Genomic DNA, 19,944 nt, shown 5'->3' on the forward strand with positions numbered 1-19,944 from the left:
GCGGCTCACGCGGACGCCGCCTCCGCTTCCGGCATGGCGCCCGGGGAAGCGGAGGGGCGCGCCAGCGCCTCCTCCACCAGCCGGATCGTCTCCGGCACGCCATAGGCGGCGGCGAGGCTGCCGAAGCGCGGCCCCTGGTCGGCGCCCACCAGCACCTGGTAGAGCGCGTTGAACCAGCCGCGCGCGACGCCGGGCGAGCCGTCCTTCATCAGCTGGATGAAGGGCTCGCGCCGGCCCGCGTCATATACGTCCACCTGGATGCGCTCGGCCTGGGGCAGGCCCGGCGGCAGCGCCTCGATCTCCTCCCTGTGCGCGCGCAGCAGGTCGATCAGCGCCTGGAAGCAGGGGCGCTCCTCCGGCGTCGGCGCGCGTGGCCTCAGCCCGGGCAGCACGAAGTCCCGCGCATAGGCCACCGCGTATTCCACGAGCTGGCCGAGCAGCGGCTGCGTTTCCGGCGTGGCGCCGGGGGCGTAGTTGCGCACGAACTTCCACAGCCGCTCCGGCGTGTCGGCGGCGGCCACCGTGGCGAGGTTGAGCAGCATGCCGAAGGTCAGCGGCGGCTCGGGGCTGTTCGGCACCTCGCCGCCATGGATGTGCCAGTCGGGGTTGGCCGGATCCGGGTTGGCGCGCAGCTTCTCGCGCGCGGAGAGATACTCGTCCGTCGCGCGCGGGATGACGTCGAAATGCAGCCGCTTGGCGCGTCCCGGCTGCCCGTACATGAAGTAGGCCAGGCTCTCAGGCGGGGCGTAGCGCAGCCACTCCTCGATGGTCAGGCCATTGCCCTTGGACTTGCTGATCTTCTGCCCCTGGGCGTCGAGGAACAGCTCGTAGGTCATGCTGACCGGCGGCTCCGCCCCCAGCACCCGGCAGATGGCCGAGGACAGCTTCACGCTGTCGATCAGGTCCTTGCCCGACATCTCGTAGTCGACGCCGAGGGCGAACCAGCGCATCGCCCAGTCCGCCTTCCACTGCGCCTTGACATGGCCGCCGGTGACGGGCGTCTCGAAGCGCTCGCCGCTGTCCGGGTCGCGCCAGACGATGGTGCCGTCCTGCGGGCGGGTTTCTTCCAGCGGCACCTGCATCACGACGCCGGTCCTGGGATGGACCGGCAGAAAAGGCGAGTAGGTCGCGCGGCGGTCCGGCCCCAGCGTCGGCAAGATGATCTGCCGCACCTCCTCATGCACCGCCAGCATCCGCAGCAGCGCCGCGTCGAACCGGCCGGAGCGGTAATAGTCGGTGGCGGAGGCGAACTCGTATTCGAAGCCGAAGGCGTCGAGGAAGGCGCGCAGCCGGGCGTTGTTGTGGTGCCCGAAGCTCTCATGCGTGCCGAAGGGGTCGGGGATGGCGGTCAGCGACTTGCCGAGATGCTGCCGCAGCATGTCGCCGTTCGGCACGTTGTCCGGCACCTTGCGCAGCCCGTCCATGTCGTCCGAGAAGGCCAGCAGGCGGCCCTTCAGGCCGGTCATCCGCTCGAAGGCCTGGCGCACCCAGGTGGTGCGCGCCACCTCGCCGAAGGTGCCGATATGGGGCAGGCCCGAGGGGCCGTAGCCCGTCTCGAACAGCGCCGCCGGTTTGCCGGCCGCGGCGATGCGATCGGCGACCTTGGCGGCTTCCTCGAAGGGCCAGGCCTTGACGGTGCGGAGCGATGGATCGGCGGTCATGCAGCGCCCCATGCCAGCGCCGCAGCGCCCGGTCAACGCGCCGCTTGGGCAGGGCTGCCCCCGCATCCATGCGCGGCCATCACCTTTGGGAAAAACCGTGCCGCGTCCTGGCCTCGTTCGCCTTTTGCCCCTAGGTTCCGCCCGTGTCCTCCATCCCGGCCCTCCCCCAGGCGCCCGCGGGCAAGGGCGGCGCCCTGCCCCCGCGCCTGCTGTTGCCCGACGCGCCCGCCCTGGTCGCCCCGGCCCCCGGCCGTGCCGCCCTGCTGACGCCGGATGGCGAGCTTTCCATGCTGCGCGCGGCGCAGGTGCCGGCGGCGCTGCGCGAGCTGGGGCCGCCCATCCTGGTGCACGCCCCGGCCACGGCGAGGCGGCTGAACCTGCCCGGCCTGCCCGGCGCCTGGGACCTGCTGGAACTGTTCGCCTTCTGCCTGCCGGCGCAGCCCGCGCCGCCCACGCCGCGCGGCCTGGCCCTCGCCCTGGAGATGCCGCCGCCCGCGGACGCGGAATCCGCCGCCGCCCTGCTGCCCGAGATCGCCACCGAGCTGCTGCGCCGCCTGGCGCGCGCCCGCAACGCGCCGCTGAACCGGGATGCCGGCGCGCTCGCCGCCCGCCTGGCCGAGGCCGCCGACTGGCCCTGGACCCCCTCGGTGCTGGCGGCGCTCGGCCAGCCCGGCATCCGCCCCTCGCGCGATGCGCTGAAGGTGTGGCGCGCCCTGCCGGACTGGGAGGAAGGCGCCCCGCCCCCGCCTCCCGGCAGCCACCCCGTCTCGCCCGCCGAGGCGCGCGCCAGGCTGGCCGAGATCCTGGGCGGAGACGCGGAGCAGCGCCCGTCCCAGGCCGATTTCGCCTCCGCCGCCAGCCTCGCCTTCACCCCGCGCGACCTGCCGGGCGAGCCGCGCCTGGTGCTGGCCGAGGCCGGCACCGGCACCGGCAAGACGCTGGGCTATGTGGCGCCGGCCAGCCTCTGGGCGGAGCGCAACGGCGCGCCCGTCTGGATCGCCACCTACACCCGCAACCTGCAGCGCCAGCTCGACCAGGAGCTGGCCCGCCTCTACCCCGAGCCCGAGGAGCGGCGGCAGAAGGTCGTCATCCGCAAGGGGCGGGAGAACTACCTCTGCCTGCTGAACTACGACGAGGCGGTGAGCGGCGCCATGCCGGCGCGGCTGGTGGCGCTGGGGCTGGTGGCGCGCTGGGCGCTGGCCACGCGGGACGGCGACCTGCTGGGCGGCGACTTCCCCGGCTGGCTGGCGGAGCTGTTCCCCGCCGGCGCCATCTCCCTGCTGGCCGACCGGCGCGGCGAGTGCATCCATTCCGCCTGCCCGCACTGGAAGCGCTGCTACGTGGAGCACTCGATCCGCCGCGCCGCCACCGCCAATCTGGTGGTGGCCAACCACGCGCTGGTGATGGTGCAGGCGGCGCTCGGCGGCGGCGATGACGGCCCGGCGCTGCGCTACGTGTTCGACGAGGGCCACCACCTGTTCGACGCCGCCGACGGCGCCTTCTCGGCCGAGCTGTCCGGCGCCGAGATGGCGGAGCTGCGCCGCTGGCTGCTGGGCAACGAGGGCGGGCGGGGCCGCGCCCGCGGCCTGCGCCGCCGGCTGGAGGAGACCCTGGCCGAGCACCCGGCCCTGATCCCGCCGCTGGAGCTGACCGAGCACTCCGCCCGCGCCCTGCCCGCCTCCGGCTGGTGGGACCGCTGGGCGGCGCTGCCCGAGGCCGAGGCCACCCTGGCCGAGGACGGGGAGGAGCTGCCGGAGGACCCGCGCGGACCCTCCCTGCCCGCGCCCGGCATGCCCCGCCGCGCCGGCTTCCGCGACGGCACCCCGGCCGAGGATTTTCTCCGGGCTGTCCGCGCCCAGGTGCTCGCCCGCACCGCCGAGGGCGACCCGCTCTATGATGCCGAGTGCGACCTCCACCCGCTGCATGACGACCTGCCCGAGGCCGCCGCCGCGCTGGAAACCGCGCTGGAAGCCCTGCGCGACCCGCTGAAGCACCTGGCCCGGCTCATCGTGGACATCCTGGAGGACCCGGACCAGGAGCTGGAAACCGGCGCCCGCATCCGGCTTGAGACCGCCAGCCGCAGCATCGAGCGCCGCGCGCTGATGCCGCTCACCGCCTGGCTCGCCATGCTGCGCCGCCTGCGCGAGAACCCCGCCGAGCCCGGCCAGCGCCCCACCTATGTGGACTGGCTGGCGCTCGCCCGGCGCGAGGGGCGGGACATCGACGCCGGGCTGCACCGCCACTGGCTGGACCCCACCGTGCCCTTCGCCACCCAGGTGGCCGCGCCCGCCCATGGCGTGCTGATCGCCTCCGCCACGCTGCGCGACGCGGCGCGCGCCGACCCCGAGGCCGCCTGGCGCGAGGCCGAGGCGCGCACCGGCGTGCAGCACCTGCCCAGCCCCGCCATCCGCGCGGCGCTGCCCTCCCCCTTCGACTATGCCGCCAACACCCGCGCCTTCGTGGTGGAGGACATCACGCGGGAGAGCCCGGGTCAGATCGCCGCCGCCATGCAGCAGCTTTTCCTGGCGGCCGGCGGCGGCGCGCTCGGCCTGTTCACCGCCATCCGCCGCCTGCGGGAGGTGCATGCGCGCATCGCCCCCGCCCTGGCCGAGGCCGGCCTGCCGCTCTACGCCCAGCATGTGGACGCCATGGACAGCGCCACGCTGGTCGACATCTTCCGCGCCGAGGAGGATTCCTGCCTGCTCGGCACCGATGCGCTGCGGGATGGCGTGGACGTGCCCGGCCGCGCGCTGCGCCTGCTGGTGTTCGACCGCGTGCCCTGGCCGCGCCCGTCCATCCTGCACCGGGAGCGGCGCATCCATCTCTCGGGCGGCCGCCCCTCCTCCTATGACGACGCCATCGCCCGGCACCGGCTGCGCCAGGCCTTCGGCCGGCTGATCCGCCGCGCCGACGACCGCGGCGTGTTCGTGCTGCTCGACCCCCGCACCCCTTCCCGCCTGCTGGCGGGCCTGCCGGAAGGCGTCACGCCCCAGCGCCTGGGCCTGGCCGAGACGGTGCGCCAGACAACCGCCTTCCTGGCCGGACGTTGAACCGCGCACCGCCGCGCGATACGCATAGCCCAAGCAAGGAACCGACCGATGCCGCACACCAAGATCCGCTTCAACGCCCAGGAGGCCCTGGTCTGCGCCATGGTGCTGATGTCCGCCGCCGACCGGCAGATGTCCGACGCGGAGCTGAAGATGATGTCCCGCCTGGTGCAGGAGCTGCCGGTGTTCGATGGCTTCCTGGCGCAGGAGATCGAGACGGTGACCGAATCCTGCCTGATGCTGCTCGGCCAGAATGACGGGCTGGACCGCGCCTGCAGTCTGATCCGCGACGCGCTGCCGCCCCGCCTGCGCGAGACCGCCTACCTGCTGGCCTGCGAGGTGGCCGCCGCCGATGGCGACGCGACGCAGGAGGAGCTGCGCTTCCTGCAGGATTTCCGCATCGGCATGGACATCGACCGCCTGATCGCCGGCGCCATCGAGCGTGCCGCCAAGGCCCGCTACCAGATCGTCTGAGCCGCGCCTCTTCCCGGGAAGCCCACGCCATGGACCCGCGCCCCACCCTCGCCGCCCCCGATGACGACCCCTATCTGTGGCTGGAGGAGATCGAGGGCGGGCGGGCCCTGGCCTGGGTGGCCGCGCAGAACGCCCGCACCCTGGCGCGCCTCGCCGATGCCCGCTTCGCCGCCGACCGCGACGGGCTGAAGGCGGCGCTGGACCGCCCCGGCAAGCTGCCGCACGTCACCCGGCGCGGCTCCCATCTCTACAATTTCTGGCAGGACGCGGAGCACCCGCGCGGCCTGTGGCGCCGCGCCACCGAGGCGGCCTTCCGCGAGGAGGCGCCCGAATGGGAGGTGCTGCTCGACCTCGACGCCCTGGCCGCCGCCGAGGGCGAGGACTGGGTGTGGCAGGGCGCCACCACCCTGTTCGGCACGCATGACCGCGCGCTGCTGCGCCTGTCGCGCGGCGGCGGGGACGCCGTGGTGCTGCGCGAGTTCGACCTCGCCGCCCGCGCCGCCGTGCCGGGCGGCTTCGCCCTGCCCGAGGCCAAGAGCAGCGCCGCCTGGCTGGACCGGGACACGCTGCTGCTGTCCACCGCCCTGGGCGAGGGCAACGCCACCCAGTCCGGCTATCCACGCCGGGTGCGGCTGTGGAAGCGCGGCGCCGCGCCCCTGGAAGCGCCCGTGCTGTTCGAGACGGCGCCCGAGAGCATGGGGCTGTGGGGCGCGGTGGACCGCGAGGGCGGGGCCGAGCGCATCGTCTTCCTGGAAAAGACCGGCTTCTACGACACCGTCGTGCATCTGGGCGGCCGCGCCGGCCCCACCGCGCGGCTGGAGCTGCCCACCGATGCCAGCTTCACCTGGCAGGCCGGCTGGCTGGCGGTGAAGCCGCGCAGCCCCTGGACGATCGGCGGCACCGAATACGCGCCCGACACGCTGCTGGCCTTCGACTTTGCCGCCGTGCTGGGCGGCACGCTCTCGCCCCGCGTGCTGTTCACCCCCGCGCCGCGCCGCGCGCTGCAGGGCTTCTTCTGGTGCCATGGCAGGCTGGTGCTGTCGGTGCTGGACGACCTGGCGCCGGTCTATACCCTGCTCACCCCGGGCGACTGGGCGGCCGCCGAGATCCCTGGCCTGCCGCGCATCGGCGTGGTCGATCTCTGGCCGCTGGACAGCGAGGCGGAGGAATCCGACGGCACCCTGCTCGCCCTGGCGCAGGATCCGGTGACGCCGCCGCGCCTGCTGCTCACCAGCACCGCCCCCGCGGCGCCCGCGCTGCTGAAGGCCTCGACCCCCAGCTTCGACGCCACGGGCCTCGCCGTGACGCGGCACGAGGCCACCTCGGCGGATGGCGAGCGCATCCCCTATGTGCAGGTCGGCCCGCGCGAGGGGGACGGGAACGCGCCGGTGCATCTCTCCGCCTATGGCGGCTTCCGCGTCTCCCGCCTGCCCTACTACTCGGCCGGCACGGGGCGGCTCTGGCTGGAAAAGGGCGGCACCGCCGTGATCGGCCAGATCCGCGGCGGCGGCGAGTTCGGCACCGCCTGGCACGAGGCCGGGCGCGGCGCCGCCAAGAGCCGCAGCCATGACGACTTCGCGGCCATCGCCGCCGACCTCGTGGCGCGCGGCGTCACCGTGCCGGGGCGCATCGCCGCCGAGGGCGGCTCGAATGGCGGGCTGCTCATCGCCAACATGCTGACGCGCTACCCGGAGCGGTTCGGCGCCCTGTTCTGCACCATTCCGCTCATCGACATGCGGCGCTACACGAAGCTGCTGGCGGGGGCGAGCTGGATTGCCGAATACGGCGACCCGGAGAAGCCCGAGGAATGGGACTTCATCCGCGCCTTTTCCGCCTATCACGCGGCGGAGCCGGGCCGGGCCTACCCGCCCATCCTGCTGGCCACCACGCGGCGGGACGACCGCGTGCATCCCGGCCATGCCCGCAAGATGGCCGCCAAGCTCCAGGCCATGGGCCATGACGCATGGTTCTACGAGCCCGAGGCGGGCGGGCACGGCTATGGCAAGGACAATGGCGAGGTCGCGAGCTTCTCGGCCCTGGGCGCCGCCTTCCTGCGCCGGGCCATCGGCTGGGACCCGGAAGCGGGCTGAGGCGGCTCAGCCCGGCGGCGGCGGGCCGGCCCTGCCGGGTCCGCCGCCGCCGAAGCTCTCCGGCAGCACCACATAGAGGGTGACGAGCAGGAGGGTGGTGGTGAAGCGGAAGGACGCTTCCTGCCCGTTCCAGCTGGCCGATTGCCACATCAGGAACCATTCCCCGCCCAGCACCTGGAAGCCCAGGAACCAGACCAGGAAGCCGAGCGCGGCGCCGAGCTGTGCCCAGCCCTTGGCCGCGGCGAAGCCCGGGCCGCGCAGCCCGCGGGCCATCAGCAGCGCGGCGGCGGCGTAGGCCAGGCCGGTCAGCGCCTCGCCCAGGATGATGAGCAGGTAGCCGGCATGCCACAGCGCCGGCGTGGTGATGGCGCGGTGGCGCAGCGCAGTGTCGGGGAAGGTCGTGTCCATGCTCAGCACATGCGCCACGAAGGCGAAGTTCGAGCCGTAATCGACCAGATTGTTCCAGGCCACCAGCAGGGCGAAGGCGGCGAGCCCCGCCACCATGGCGAGCTTGGAGAATCGCGCGAGGAAAAGCGGCAGGGGCATGCTGACAGCCGGGTGGCGTCGGCCCGCCCCTGTCCGCGCCGGAATCAGAGCGGCTTGAGGTTGGTGGCGGCCGCCTTGCCGCGCTCCATCGCCACGTCGTAGCTGACCTTCTGGTTCTCGTTCAGCCCCTGGAGGCCGGCCTTCTGCACGGCGGTGATGTGGACGAACACGTCCTTGCCGCCATCGGAGGGGACGATGAAGCCGAAGCCCTTGGTCGCGTTGAACCACTTCACGGTGCCAGTCGCCATGCGACGCACTCCTTGTTCGCACTGGCCGGGCAGGAGCGCCCGAGCCGATAACCCAGCCGGCGTCCGGGGACGGCTTGAAGGGCGACCGGGTCTCCGGAGGCACGGCAAGGCGAGCGGAAGCGTCTGGCCCGGATAGTGGGGCAGATCGTTAACAGGCTGTCAACGCAAACCGGCATGCCTGGCGCCGGCCGCGCAACGAAAAAGGGGCGGCCCCTGCGGGCCGCCCCCTCATCGTCTCAGGCTCTGCGGGAGAACCCTGATCCCTGGCGGGATCAGAAGTCCATGTCGCCGCCCATGCCGCCCATGCCGCCCGGAGCGGCCGGAGCCTTCTTCTCGGGGCGCTCGGCGATCATCGCCTCGGTGGTGATCAGCAGCGAGGCGACCGAGGCCGCGTCCTGCAGCGCCGTGCGGACAACCTTGGTCGGGTCGATGATGCCGGCCTCGACCAGGTTCTTGTAGCCGTCGAGCTGGGCGTCATAGCCGTACTCGTAGGCATCCTCGCGCAGCACCTCGCCCGCGATCACGGCGCCGTCCTTGCCGGCGTTCTCGGCGATCTGCTTCAGCGGCGCCTGGATGGCGCGGCGGACGATCTCGATGCCGACCTGCTCGTCGTTGTTCAGGCCCTTGACGTCGGACAGCTTCTGCGCGGCGCGCAGCAGGGCCACGCCACCACCGGGGACGATGCCTTCCTCGACCGCGGCGCGGGTCGCGTGCAGCGCGTCGTCCACGCGGTCCTTGCGCTCCTTCACCTCGACCTCGGTGGAGCCACCGACGCGGATGACGGCCACGCCGCCGGCCAGCTTCGCCAGGCGCTCCTGCAGCTTCTCGCGGTCGTAGTCCGAGGTGGTCTCCTCGATCTGCGCCTTGATCTGCTCCACGCGGCCCTGGATGTCCTCCTTGGAGCCGGCGCCGTCGACGATCGTGGTGTTCTCCTTCTCGATGCGGATGGTCTTGGCCTGGCCCAGCATCTGCAGCGTGACGGTCTCGAGCTTGATGCCGAGATCCTCGGAGATCACCTGGCCACCGGTCAGGATCGCGATGTCCTCGAGCATCGCCTTGCGGCGGTCACCGAAGCCCGGGGCCTTCACGGCGGCGATCTTCAGGCCACCGCGCAGCTTGTTGACCACCAGGGTGGCCAGGGCCTCGCCCTCGACGTCCTCGGCCACGATCACCAGCGGGCGGCCGGACTGCACCACCGTCTCCAGCAGCGGCAGCATCGGCTGCAGCTGGGACAGCTTCTTCTCGTGGATCAGGATGTAGGGGTTCTCGAGCTCGGCGATCATCTTCTCCGCATTCGTGATGAAATACGGGGAGACGTAGCCGCGGTCGAACTGCATGCCCTCGACGACGTCGAGCTCGGTCTGGATGCCCTTGGCCTCCTCGACCGTGATGACGCCCTCGTTGCCGACCTTCTCCATCGCCGTCGCGATCATCTCGCCGATCTCGGTCTCGCCATTGGCGGAGAGCGAGCCGACCTGGGCGACCTCGGCGGAGGTGGTGATCTTGCGGGTGCGGGCCTTCAGCTCCTCGACGACCACGGTCACGGCCTTGTCGACGCCGCGCTTCAGGTCCATCGGGTTCATGCCGGCGGCAACCGCCTTGGCGCCCTCGCGCACGATGGCCTGGGCCAGCACGGTCGCGGTGGTGGTGCCGTCACCGGCCAGGTCGTTCTGCTTCGAGGCCACTTCGCGCACCATCTGCGCGCCCATGTTCTCGAACTTGTCGGCCAGCTCGATTTCCTTGGCGACCGTCACGCCGTCCTTCGTGATGCGCGGGGCACCGAAGGACTTGTCGATGACGACGTTGCGGCCCTTCGGGCCCAGCGTCACCTTCACGGCGTCGGCCAGGATGTCCACGCCGCGCAGCATCCGCTCACGGGCGTTGGCGCCGAACTTCACGTCCTTAGCAGCCATGGTTCTCTACCTCGTCTGATCTGTTGGGAAAGGATGGGGTCCGCAGGCCGAGATCAGGCCGCGATCACGCCCATCAGGTCGGATTCCTTCATGATCAGGAGCTCTTCGCCGCTGATCTTGACCTCGGTGCCGGACCACTTGCCGAACAGGACGCGGTCGCCGACCTTCACGTCCAGGGCGACGACGACGCCCTGCTCGTTGCGCGCGCCGGAACCGACGGCGACGATCTCGCCTTCCATCGGCTTCTCCTTGGCGGTGTCGGGGATGATGATCCCACCCGCCGTCTTCTCCTCGGCGGTCAGCCGGCGGACGACGACGCGGTCATGCAGCGGACGAAACTTCATTGGCCCTCTCCTGACGCCCTGTGTGGCGCATTCAGCGACGGTTGCCTCGGCCGGCGGGCAAGCCTGTTAGCACTCACCCCCGGCGAGTGCCAGACGATCTAGGGAAGTCTCGGCACCGCGTCAAGCACCAAGCAGCACTCTCCTGCGATGAGTGCTAACTGCCTGATTGTGAAGGTTTTTCTTGCAAGGCCGCGGGCCTCCCATGGCATGCTCCGAAGCCCGAGGAGGGGAATCACCACTGGCCCGGCAAGGCCGGGCCGCACCGGAACGGAGACAAGCGCCCATGCTGCTGCGGGATATCGAGGCCATCGTCCGCATCCCGGACTGGCGGCTGACCACGGCCGAGATCCTCTACCACATGCCCGACCATCCCGGGCTGCTGCAGAGCTTCGTGTGGCAGAAGGTGGATCACGCGCCGCGCTTTCCCGAGCTGCACCGCTTCCTCGACTTCTGGCAGCGCGAGATCCATGGCCCGCTGCACTCGGTGCGCGTGGCCTCCGCCGCCCTCACCCGTCCGGCCGAGTTCCGCTACGCCGCCGGGCAGTTCAACCTGCACTGAGGCGCGCTCACAGCACGGCCAGCAGCACCGCCAGCGTCGCCACCGAGAGGATGGTGGAGAGCAGCACCGTGGCGCCGGAGCGCTCGGCGCCCGCGGCGTAGCGGCGGGCCAGGAAGAAGGCGTTGGCGCCGGTCGGCATGCCGGCCGCCAGCACCGCCACGGCCAGCGCCAGCCTCGGCAGGCCGAGCAGCCATCCCGCCAGCCACACCAGCGCCGGCATCAGCAGCAGCTTCAGCGCCGAGCAGAGCAGCGCCGAGGGCCAGTCCCGCCGCGCGTCGAAGGCGACCAGGCTGGCGCCGAGGCAGAACAGCGCCACCGGCGGCCCGGCCATGCCCGTCATCTCCAGGAAGCGCCGCGCCACCGGCGGCACCTCCAGCCCGGACTGGTGGATCACCAGCCCCGCCAGCACGGCCAGCACGATCGGGTTCCGCAGCACCGAGAGAAAGGTGGAGCGGGCGATGCCCAGCACCGGCGCCCGCGCATTCTGCGCGATCTCCCCCACCACCGTGCCAAGCGGCAGCAGGATCAGCGAGTGCAGGCCGAGAATGGCGAGAAGCTGCGCCAGCCCCGCCTGCCCATGGGCGGCGATGACCAGCGGCACGCCGATCATGGCCGTGTTGCCGAAGGCGGCGTTGAGGGCGAAGGTGCCGCCCTCGTCCAGCTTCATGCGCAGCACCACGCGGCCGAGCAGCAGCGCCAGCGCATAGGCCGCGAGGCAGCCGGCGAAGAAGGCCAGCGCCGTCGCGCCGCCATCCGGGTGCGGCGTGGTGGCGCCGTTCAGCAGCAGGCAGGGCATGGCGAGGCGGAAGACGAAATCCGTCATGCCCCGCAGCGCCTCCTCCGAGATCCAGCGGCGGCGCGCGGCGGCATAGCCGATCCCGATCATCGCGAAGATCGGGGCCACGACGTTCAGCAGCACGGACATGGGGATGCCTTCGCGCGCGGCGGCCATGGCGCGCCGGGCCGCCGCCGCCGGGTCACGGGCGCAGCAGGCCGTCGATGAAGCCGGGCAGCCAGGGCTGCCGCGCCCGGGCGCTGCGCGCGGCATGGATGATGGCGCGCACCTCCGCCACCGTCTCGTGGAAGTCGCTGTTCACCAGCACATGGTCGAAATCGGCCCAGTGGCTGATCTCGTCGCGCGCGGCCCGCATGCGCCGGGCGATCTCCTCGGCCGGGTCCTGCCCGCGGCCATGCAGGCGCCGCTCCAGCTCCTCGAGGCTCGGCGGCAGCAGGAACACCCCCACCACGTCGCCCGGCAGCGCCTGGCGCAGCAGGCGGTGGCCCTGCCAGTCGATGTCGAACAGCACGTCGCGCCCCGCCGCCAGCGCCTCGTCCACCGGCGCGCGCGGCGTGCCGTAGCGGCGGCCGAAGACATGGGCGCTTTCCAGCATCCCGCCCGACGCCTCCATCGCCTCGAACTCCGCCACGCTGCGGAAGAAGTAGTGAACCCCCTCCTGCTCGCCCGGGCGCGGCGCGCGGGTGGTGGCGCTCACCGAAAGCCGCAGCTCGGGCTCGCGCTCGAGCAGGGCGCGGCTGACGGAGGACTTGCCGGCCCCCGAGGGGGCGGAAAGCACGAGGCAGAGCCCGCGCCGGGACATACGGTTCATTCGACGTTCGCCGCCTGCTCGCGCAGCCGCTCGATGGCGGCCTTGAGGTCCAGGGAAAGCCGGGTGAGCGCCAGACTGGCCGACTTCGCCCCCAGCGTGTTCGATTCGCGGCCGAATTCCTGGGTGAGGAATTCAAGCTTCCGCCCCACCGCCTCGGCCGAGGCGAGCAGCGCCCGCGCGGCGCCGAGATGCGCGCCCAGCCGGTCCAGCTCCTCCCGCACGTCGGATTTCTGCGCCAGCAGCGCCACCTCGGCCGCCAGCCGCTCCTCCGGCACGCGGGTCTCGCCTTCCAGCAGGGCGGCGAGGGCGGCGGTCAGCCGGGCGCGGTGCGCGGCGGGCTGGGCGGCGGCCTCGGCGGCGGCGGCCTTGCGCAGCGCGGCGATCTCGTCGAGCAGCGCGGAGAGGATGGCGTGCAGCCGGGCACCCTCGGCGCGGCGGGCCTCGGCCAGCCCGTCCAGCGCCACGGCGAAACCCTCGGCCAGGACGGCATGGCGGGTTTCCAGCTCGGCCTCGGCCGGCTCCACGGCCTCGGCCCGCAGCACGCCGGGCAGGGCCAGCACCGCCTCGGCGCGCGGGGCCGGGCAGCCGGGGATCTGCGCCGCCACCTCCAGCGCCAGCCGGATCGCCTGGGCCAGCGCCGCCGGGTCGGGCGTCAGGCGGGGCGCCCGCTCCTCGCGCTTGAGCGTCAGGGTGGCGGAGATGTTGCCGCGCCTGAATCGGGCCGTCGCGGCGTCGCGCAGCCTCGCCTCCAGCGGGTCCAGCCCGGGAGGCAGGCGGATCCGCACATCCAGTCCGCGCCCATTGACGCTGCGCAGTTCCCACACGAAACCCGTGCCGTCCGGCAGGGTGCCCGCGTGCCGGGCGAAGCCGGTCATCGACGAGAGAGCCATGCCCGGCCTTCTCTTCCCCTCCGCGGCAGGATGCAAGGCATGGAAGACACGTCCGGGCGCCAGATCGCACGCAACAAGGGCGCGCCCGACCAGCTCACGGCCGATCAGCTCGCGGTCGACCAGGTCGCGGTCGACCAGGTCGCGGTCGACCAGGTTGCGGTCACGGGCGCCTCCTCCGGGCTGGGGCGGGCGCTGGCCCTGGCCTGCGCCCGGCCCGGCGCCACGCTGCACCTGGCCGCCCGCGACGCCGCCCGCCTGGCCGAGACCGCCGCCGCCTGCCGCGCCCGCGGCGCCGGGGTGCGCGAGACGCTGCTCGACGTGCGCGACGGCGCCGCCTGCGCCGCCTGGATCGACGGCATGCCGGCCATCGGCCTGCTGATCGCCAATGCCGGCATCTCCGGCGGCACGGGCGGCGTGGCCGAGCCCGCCGGGCAGGTGCGCGCCATCTTCGAGACCAATGTCACCGGCGTGCTGAACACCGCCCTTCCCGCCATGGAGCGCATGGCCGGCCAGACGCCGGGCGCGGACGGGGTGCGCGGGCGGGTGGCGGTGATCGCCTCGGTGGCCGCCTTCTTCGCGGCGCCGGGGGCGGCCGCCTATTGCGCCAGCAAATCCGCCGTGCAGCGCTGGGCCGAGGCCACCGACGCCACGGAGCGGCATCGCGGCATCCGGCTGCACGCCGTCTGCCCCGGCTACATCCGCACGCCGATGACGGCGGTGAACCGCTTTCCCATGCCGCTGATGCTGGAGCCGGAGGAGGCCGCCCGCCGCACCCTGGCGGGCATCGCGGCGGGGCGCACGCGCATCGCCTATCCCTGGCCGACCTATGCCATGGCGCGGTTGGCGGGGGCGCTGCCGCTGTGGCTGCAGGCGCTGCTGGCCTCCCGCGTGCCGTCCAAGCCGGTGACGCAGCCGGAGGGCTGAGTTCCTCCGCGCCGCCCTCAGCGGCGGGTGGCCAGCCAGACGCCCAGGAACACCACCGCGCCGCCCAGCGCCACGCGCGGCTCGGGGATCTCCGAGAGCAGCAAGGCCGCCACCAGCGCGGCGAAGGGCGGCTCCAGATAGCCGACCATGGCCGCCTCCGTGGCGCGGGCGCGGCGCAGCAGCAGCACATAGAGCGAAAGCGGCACCGCCGAGGCGAAGACCCCCAGCACCACCAGGGAAAGCCAGATGGAGGCCGGCTGGTCGAACCCGCCCGCCGGCCCGAAGGCCAGGCCCAGCGTGCCGGCGATCAGCACCGCCATCACCTGCTGGCCCATCACCAGATGCGCCGCCTCCTCCGGCCGCGCCCAGCGCATGTAGACGGTGCCGGCGGCATAGGAGGCGGCGGTGCCCAGCATCAGCAGCGCGGCGCCCAGCGTGGCGCCGCCCGACAGCGCCTGCGGCCCCAGGATCACGGCGATGCCCAGGAAGCCAAGGCCGAGGCCCAGCGCCATGCGCGGCCCCGGCCGCTCCTCCCGCAACACGAAGAAGGCCATGACGCCCACCAGCAGCGGCGTCGCGGACTGGATCAGCGCCGCCGGCGCGCTCTCGATGTCGCGCAGCGCGAGCGCGGTCAGCACGTTGGGCAGCCAGCCATTCACCGTGCCGATGACCAGGATGTGCCGCCAGCTCCGCCGCCCCGGCCAGCGCAGCCAGCCGCGCCACCACAGGAACAGCCCCACCGCCAGCGCGGCGAAGGCACCGCGCGCCGTGGCCAGCGCCAGCGGCGGCATGACCCCCGCCACATGCCGCATCAGCGGGAAGGAGGAGCCCCACAGCGCCGAGATCAGCAGCAGCTCCGCCCAAAGCCGGGCACGGCTGAGCGGCATCATCGCCGGGCGCGGCTTACCGGCACGGGGCCGTCACGGCCGGCTGCCGCGCTGCCGCTCGATGGCCCGCCAGCGGGCCACGTTGCGGTTGTGCTCCTCCAGCGTGCGGGCGAAGGCATGGCCGCCGCTGCCATCGGCGACGAAGTAGAGGTCGTCCGTCCGGGCCGGGTTCAGCACGGCGCGCAGCGAATCGAGCCCTGGGCTGGCGATCGGCCCCGGCGGCAGGCCACGGATGCGGTAGGTGTTGAAGGGGTGGTCGCGCTCCAGGTCGGCGCGGCTGAGCGGGCGGTCCAGCACCCCGCCATCGGCGGCGGCATAGGCCACGGTGGGGTCGGATTGCAGCGGCATGTTGCGCCGGAGGCGGTTGATGAACACGCCCGCCACCCGCCCCCGCTCCTCCGGCATCCCCGTTTCGCGCTCGACGATGGAGGCCAGCACCAGCGCCTCGCGCGGGGAGGCGAGCGGCAGCCCCTCGGCGCGCTCCTTCCACAGCCGCTCAAGCGCCTCGCGCATGGCGGCGCCGGCGCGGCGCACCACGGCGGCGCGGCTGTCGCCCCAGACATAGGCATAGGTCTCGGGCAGCAGCTCGCCCTCGTCCACCACGGGCACCGTGCCGGTCAGGCCCTCCGCCTGCTCCAGCAGCGTGGCCATCTGCCGCGCGGTCAGTCCCTCCGGCAGGGTGAGGCGGCGCTGCACGGGGCGGGCGGTGCGCAGCACCGAAACCACCTCGCGCAGCGAGCCCCGGGCCGGGAACAGGTACTCGCCCGCCCGCAGCGGCCCCTCGCCGCGCGTCAGCCACACCCCGGCCATGAAAAGGCGGGGGTCGCCGATGACGCCGCGCTCGGCCAGCAGCGCGCCGATGGCCCCGGTGCCGCCGCCGCGCGGAACGACGATGGCGGTGGGCTCCGGCAGCGGTCCCGGCGAGAGCCAGGCGTCGCGCGCCCACCAGGCGCCGCCGCCCGCCAGGGCCAGGAGCACCAGCAGCACAGCCAGGAAGATTCGCATGGAACAGGCGCCTTTGTCGGATTGGCCGGGCGGGGGCCCGGCGGCGTGGCAAAGGCTGGGGAAGGAAAAGGGCGTCTTCCCCAGGTGGCCGGTCCGCGCGGCGGCCGGCCCGGCGCGAAAGGCCAGGCCCCTCCGCCGCGTGGGTCCGCCGCCGCGCCGGGAAGGGCGCGGCGGCGGGGTTCTCAGGGTGCCTTGCGGAACAGGATGGAGGCGTTGGTGCCGCCGAAGCCGAAGCTGTTGGACAGCGCCACCTCGATGCTGCGCTGCTGCGGCTGCAGCGCCACCCGGTCGATCACGCTCTCCCGCGAGGGGGCGTGCAGGTTCAGCGTGGGCGGCGCCACGCCGTCGCGGATGGCGAGGATCGAGAAGATCCCCTCGACCGCGCCCGCCGCGCCCAGCAGGTGCCCGATGGCCGACTTGGTGGAAGACATGGCGAGGCCCTTGCCGGCCTCCCCGAACAGCTTCTCCACCGCCTCCAGCTCCAGGTCGTCGCCCATCGGCGTGGAGGTGCCGTGCGCGTTGACGTACTGGATCTGGTCCGGCGTGACGCCGGCGTTCTTCAGCGCCGCCTTCATCGCCCGGTAGGCGCCGTCATGGCCCTCCGCCGGGGCGGTGATGTGGTAGGCGTCGCCGGACATGCCGTAGCCGATCACCTCGCCATAGATCTTGGCGCCGCGCTTCTTGGCGTGCTCGTACTCCTCGAGCACCATCACCCCCGCGCCCTCGCCCATGACGAAGCCGTCGCGGTCCTTGTCCCAGGGGCGGGAGGCCTCGGTGGGGCGGTCGTTGAAGCCGGTGGAAAGGGCGCGGGCGGCGCAGAAGCCGGCCATGCCGATGTCGCAGATCGCGGCCTCGGCGCCGCCGGCCACCATCACGTCGGCATCGCCGAGGGCGATGAGGCGCGCCGCGTCGCCCAGCGCGTGAACGCCGGTGGCGCAGGCGGTGACCACCGCGTGGTTGGGACCCTTGAAGCCGTAGCGGATCGAGACATGGCCCGAGGCCAGGTTGATCAGCGCGGAGGGAATGAAGAAGGGCGACAGCCGCCGCGACTTGCCCTGGGCGACGAGCTGGGAATTCTCGGAGATCGTCGGAAGGCCGCCGATGCCGGAGCCGATCATCACGCCGGTGGCGTTCTTGTCGTCCTCCGATTCGGCCACCCAGCCGGAATCCTCCACCGCCTCCGCCGCCGCCACGAGGGCGAGCTGGATGAAGCGGTCCATCTTCTTCTGGTCCTTGACCGGGATCCACTCGTTGAAGTCGAGCTTCCCCTCGGCCCTGGAACCGCTCGGAACCTCGCCGGCGATCCGTGCCGGCAGGTCCGTCGCATCGAACAGGCTGATCGGGCCGATGCCGCTCTCGCCTGCCAGCATCCGCTGCCACACATGCGCGACGCCGACGCCGAGCGGGCATGCGATGCCCATCCCGGTGACGACGACGCGGCGCGGCGTCGTCAGAGAACCAAACACGCGTTATCTCCCCCTGGCGTCCACGGCAGGGTCCATCGGGGCGTGCCCGGAGGCATCCCCCTGGGCGTCCCCTGGGTGGCGCGGATGGAAGGCCTTCAGGCGGCCTTCTGCGCCTCGATGTAGTCGATCGCGTCCTTCACGGTCGTGATCTTCTCGGCGGCGTCGTCCGGGATCTCGACCCCGAAGGCCTCCTCGAACGCCATCACCAGCTCTACGGTGTCGAGGCTGTCAGCGCCCAGGTCGTCGATGAACGACGCCTCGGCCGTGACCTTGGCTTCCTCGACGCCGAGGTGCTCGACAACGATCTTCTTCACCTTCTCGGCGGTATCGCTCATCGCCCGAGTCTCTCCTGCTTGCAGACGCTGCCGGCGCTCCGGGCGGGGACAATCCCCGCCCTCGGCCCGCGCGGCATTAACATGGAAGCAGGCCGGGGAACAGATTTCCCGGCCCACCGTTTCAGATCATCGCCATCCCGCCATTCACATGCAGGGTGGCGCCGGTCACCCAACCCGCCTCGTCCGATGCCAGATAGGCAACGGCGGCGGCGATGTCAGCGGCCTCGCCCATGCGCCCCATCGGAATCCGCTCCATCAGGCGCGTTTTCTGCTGGTCGTTCAGGGCATCCGTCATCGGCGTCCGGATGAAGCCGGGCGCCACGACGTTCACGGTGATGCCGCGGCTGGCCAGCTCCTGGGCGAGCGACTTGCTCATGCCCACGAGGCCGGCCTTGGCCGCCGCATAATTCGCCTGCCCCGGATTGCCGGTGGTGCCGACGATCGAGGCGATGGAGATGATGCGCCCCGCCCGGCGCTTCATCATGCCGCGCATGGCGGCGCGCGCCAGGCGGAACGGGGCGGCGAGATCCACCTCCAGCACGTCCGCCCAGTCCTTGTCGGACATCCGCATGGCCAGCCCGTCGCGGGTGAAGCCGGCATTGTTCACCAGGATGTCGAGCCGGCCGAGCCCGGCCTCCACCTGCTCCACCAGCGCCTGGGGCGCTGCGGGGTCGGACAGGTTGGCGGGCGCCACCAGCGCGCCCTCGCCCAGCTCGGCGGCCAGCTCCGCCAGCACCGCCTCCCGCGTGCCGGAGAGCGCGACCTTCGCTCCCTGGCGGTGCAGGGCGCGGGCGATCTCGGCGCCGATTCCTCCCGTGGCGCCGGTCACCAGCGCCACCTTTCCTTGCAGGCCGAACATCGCTCTCAGCTCCTTCCCCCGGCGTGAACCGTCAATGGGCCGTCAACGCGGATTGTCGCGGGGACTGTTGTCACAGGGACTTCAGGAAGGCCTCGATCTCGGCGGGCCCGCCCACCGACATCGCCTGCGCCTCGGGCGCCAGCCGCTTCATCAGCCCGGTCAGCACCTTGCCGGCGCCGATCTCGACAAAGCGGTCGCAGCCCAGCCCCGCCATGGCGGCCACGCATTCGCGCCAGCGCACCGTGCCGGTCACCTGCCGCACCAGCAGCTCGCGGATCTCCACCGGGTCGGTCGCCTTGGCGGCCGTCACATTGGCCACCAGCGGCACCAGCGGCGGGCGCAGCTCGGCCAGCGCCAGGGCCTCGGCCATGGCGTCGGCGGCAGGCGCCATCAGCGCGCAATGGAAGGGGGCGGAGACGGGCAGCAGCATGGCGCGCTTGATGCCGGCCTCCTTGGCCAGCGCCACCGCCCGCTCCACCGCGCCGCGGTGGCCGGAGATCACCACCTGGCCCCCGCCATTGTCGTTGGCGGCCTCGACCACCTCCGTGGCGCCTTCCGGCGCCTCGGCGGCGCGGGCGCAGATCTCCTGCGCCTGGGCCATCTCGGCGCCGAGCAGCGCCGCCATGGCGCCCATGCCGGCCGGCACCGCCTTCTGCATCGCCTCGCCGCGCAGGCGCAGCAGGCGGGCGGCGGTGGGCACGTCGAAGGTCTGGGCCGCGGCCAGCGCGCTGTACTCGCCGAGCGAATGGCCGGCCACCACCGCCACCCGCTCCTTCAGCACGAAGCCGCCCTCCTGCTCCAGCACCCGCAGCACGGCCATGCTCATGGCCATCAGGGCGGGCTGGGCGTTGGCGGTGAGCGTCAGCTCCTCGGCCGGCCCCTCGAACATCAGGCGGCTGAGATTCTGCTTCAGCGTCTCGTCCACCGCCTCGAACACCTCGCGGGCGGCGGGGAAGGCCTCGGCCAGTTCTCGGCCCATGCCGACGGCCTGGCTGCCCTGGCCGGGGAAGACGAAGGCGATCGACATGGCGGTGCTGGCGTCCTCGCAGGTGTGTGGCGCCGCGACGTGGCGGAGCGCCGGGAGGCTGG

Annotated in this window: 19 protein-coding genes; 5 read left to right on the forward strand and 14 right to left on the reverse strand. The window is 72.8% G+C overall.

Annotated elements, in window-relative coordinates; all coding sequences use genetic code 11:
• Positions 1 to 5: 5 nt before the first annotated feature.
• Positions 6 to 1,661 carry a lysine--tRNA ligase gene (locus CR162_RS05990; protein WP_099094625.1) on the reverse strand — a complete coding sequence of 552 codons (1,656 nt, stop codon included), beginning with the start codon at positions 1,659 to 1,661 and terminating at the stop codon, positions 6 to 8.
• 209 nt (positions 1,662 to 1,870) lie between these two features.
• Between CR162_RS05990 and CR162_RS05995 the strand changes: the two genes are divergently transcribed.
• Genes CR162_RS05995 through CR162_RS06005 form a run of 3 tightly spaced genes read left to right on the forward strand, consistent with a single transcriptional unit; the run spans position 1,871 to position 7,272 of the window.
• The gene (locus CR162_RS05995) at positions 1,871 to 4,711 is read left to right on the forward strand and encodes an ATP-dependent DNA helicase (protein WP_099094694.1); all 2,841 of its coding nucleotides are present in this window, start codon (positions 1,871 to 1,873) and stop codon (positions 4,709 to 4,711) included.
• A 48-nt stretch (positions 4,712 to 4,759) separates the two neighbouring features.
• Positions 4,760 to 5,182, forward strand: coding sequence for a tellurite resistance TerB family protein (locus CR162_RS06000; RefSeq protein WP_099094626.1), 423 nt, complete (start codon positions 4,760 to 4,762; stop codon positions 5,180 to 5,182).
• A gap of 29 nt (positions 5,183 to 5,211) precedes the next feature.
• Positions 5,212 to 7,272 carry a prolyl oligopeptidase family serine peptidase gene (locus CR162_RS06005; protein ID WP_099094627.1) on the forward strand — a complete coding sequence of 687 codons (2,061 nt, stop codon included), beginning with the start codon at positions 5,212 to 5,214 and terminating at the stop codon, positions 7,270 to 7,272.
• 6 nt (positions 7,273 to 7,278) lie between these two features.
• Here the strand turns inward: CR162_RS06005 and CR162_RS06010 are convergent, their stop codons facing one another.
• From CR162_RS06010 to groES, 4 genes are all read right to left on the reverse strand, one after another.
• A complete protein-coding gene (locus tag CR162_RS06010) occupies positions 7,279 to 7,818 on the reverse strand; it encodes a DUF2165 family protein (RefSeq protein ID WP_099094628.1) in 540 nt (179 codons plus the stop codon).
• Between the two features lie 44 nt (positions 7,819 to 7,862).
• Complete coding sequence (locus CR162_RS06015; protein ID WP_099094629.1) at positions 7,863 to 8,066, reverse strand: cold-shock protein; 204 nt, start codon at positions 8,064 to 8,066, stop codon at positions 7,863 to 7,865.
• Between the two features lie 272 nt (positions 8,067 to 8,338).
• Positions 8,339 to 9,979 (reverse strand): chaperonin GroEL, encoded by a 1,641-nt coding sequence (gene groL, locus CR162_RS06020; RefSeq protein WP_099094630.1) that lies wholly within the window; start codon positions 9,977 to 9,979, stop codon positions 8,339 to 8,341.
• Positions 9,980 to 10,032: 53 nt separating this feature from the next.
• Entirely contained in the window at positions 10,033 to 10,323 is a 291-nt protein-coding gene (groES, locus tag CR162_RS06025) for a co-chaperone GroES (protein WP_040612562.1), read from the reverse strand.
• Between the two features lie 283 nt (positions 10,324 to 10,606).
• On the opposite strand from groES, the gene CR162_RS06030 reads away from it, so the two are divergent.
• The gene (locus tag CR162_RS06030; RefSeq protein ID WP_218014839.1) at positions 10,607 to 10,882 is read left to right on the forward strand and encodes an usg protein; all 276 of its coding nucleotides are present in this window, start codon (positions 10,607 to 10,609) and stop codon (positions 10,880 to 10,882) included.
• 7 nt (positions 10,883 to 10,889) lie between these two features.
• Here CR162_RS06030 and CR162_RS06035 read toward each other — a convergent pair whose 3' ends face one another.
• The 3 genes from CR162_RS06035 to CR162_RS06045 are packed head-to-tail and all read right to left on the reverse strand — an operon-like array spanning position 10,890 to position 13,379.
• Positions 10,890 to 11,807: an AEC family transporter gene (locus CR162_RS06035; protein ID WP_099094695.1), complete on the reverse strand. Its 918-nt coding sequence runs from the start codon at positions 11,805 to 11,807 to the stop codon at positions 10,890 to 10,892.
• A 52-nt stretch (positions 11,808 to 11,859) separates the two neighbouring features.
• Positions 11,860 to 12,489, reverse strand: a complete 630-nt coding sequence (gene gmk, locus CR162_RS06040) for a guanylate kinase (protein WP_099094632.1) — start codon at positions 12,487 to 12,489, stop codon at positions 11,860 to 11,862.
• Positions 12,486 to 13,379 (reverse strand): YicC/YloC family endoribonuclease, encoded by an 894-nt coding sequence (locus tag CR162_RS06045; protein ID WP_099094633.1) that lies wholly within the window; start codon positions 13,377 to 13,379, stop codon positions 12,486 to 12,488. The genes gmk and CR162_RS06045 overlap by 4 nt, the downstream gene beginning before the upstream one ends.
• A gap of 39 nt (positions 13,380 to 13,418) precedes the next feature.
• On the opposite strand from CR162_RS06045, the gene CR162_RS06050 reads away from it, so the two are divergent.
• Positions 13,419 to 14,303, forward strand: coding sequence for an SDR family NAD(P)-dependent oxidoreductase (locus CR162_RS06050; protein ID WP_099094634.1), 885 nt, complete (start codon positions 13,419 to 13,421; stop codon positions 14,301 to 14,303).
• A gap of 17 nt (positions 14,304 to 14,320) precedes the next feature.
• Here CR162_RS06050 and CR162_RS06055 read toward each other — a convergent pair whose 3' ends face one another.
• From CR162_RS06055 to fabD, 6 genes are all read right to left on the reverse strand, one after another.
• Complete coding sequence (locus CR162_RS06055; RefSeq protein WP_099094635.1) at positions 14,321 to 15,193, reverse strand: DMT family transporter; 873 nt, start codon at positions 15,191 to 15,193, stop codon at positions 14,321 to 14,323.
• A gap of 30 nt (positions 15,194 to 15,223) precedes the next feature.
• On the reverse strand, positions 15,224 to 16,195 hold the full coding sequence (gene mltG / locus CR162_RS06060) for an endolytic transglycosylase MltG (RefSeq protein WP_099094636.1): 972 nt from the start codon (positions 16,193 to 16,195) through the stop codon (positions 15,224 to 15,226).
• 182 nt (positions 16,196 to 16,377) lie between these two features.
• A complete protein-coding gene (gene fabF / locus CR162_RS06065; protein WP_099094637.1) occupies positions 16,378 to 17,661 on the reverse strand; it encodes a beta-ketoacyl-ACP synthase II in 1,284 nt (427 codons plus the stop codon).
• 95 nt (positions 17,662 to 17,756) lie between these two features.
• On the reverse strand, positions 17,757 to 17,996 hold the full coding sequence (locus CR162_RS06070; protein ID WP_007434665.1) for an acyl carrier protein: 240 nt from the start codon (positions 17,994 to 17,996) through the stop codon (positions 17,757 to 17,759).
• A gap of 121 nt (positions 17,997 to 18,117) precedes the next feature.
• Positions 18,118 to 18,855: a 3-oxoacyl-[acyl-carrier-protein] reductase gene (fabG, locus tag CR162_RS06075; protein ID WP_099094638.1), complete on the reverse strand. Its 738-nt coding sequence runs from the start codon at positions 18,853 to 18,855 to the stop codon at positions 18,118 to 18,120.
• Positions 18,856 to 18,925: 70 nt separating this feature from the next.
• Positions 18,926 to 19,882: an ACP S-malonyltransferase gene (gene fabD / locus CR162_RS06080; RefSeq protein ID WP_099094639.1), complete on the reverse strand. Its 957-nt coding sequence runs from the start codon at positions 19,880 to 19,882 to the stop codon at positions 18,926 to 18,928.
• Positions 19,883 to 19,944: the final 62 nt, after the last annotated feature.

It is taken from the genome of Teichococcus rhizosphaerae, assembly GCF_002631185.1.
In the GTDB taxonomy this organism is placed as follows: domain Bacteria; phylum Pseudomonadota; class Alphaproteobacteria; order Acetobacterales; family Acetobacteraceae; genus Pseudoroseomonas; species Pseudoroseomonas rhizosphaerae.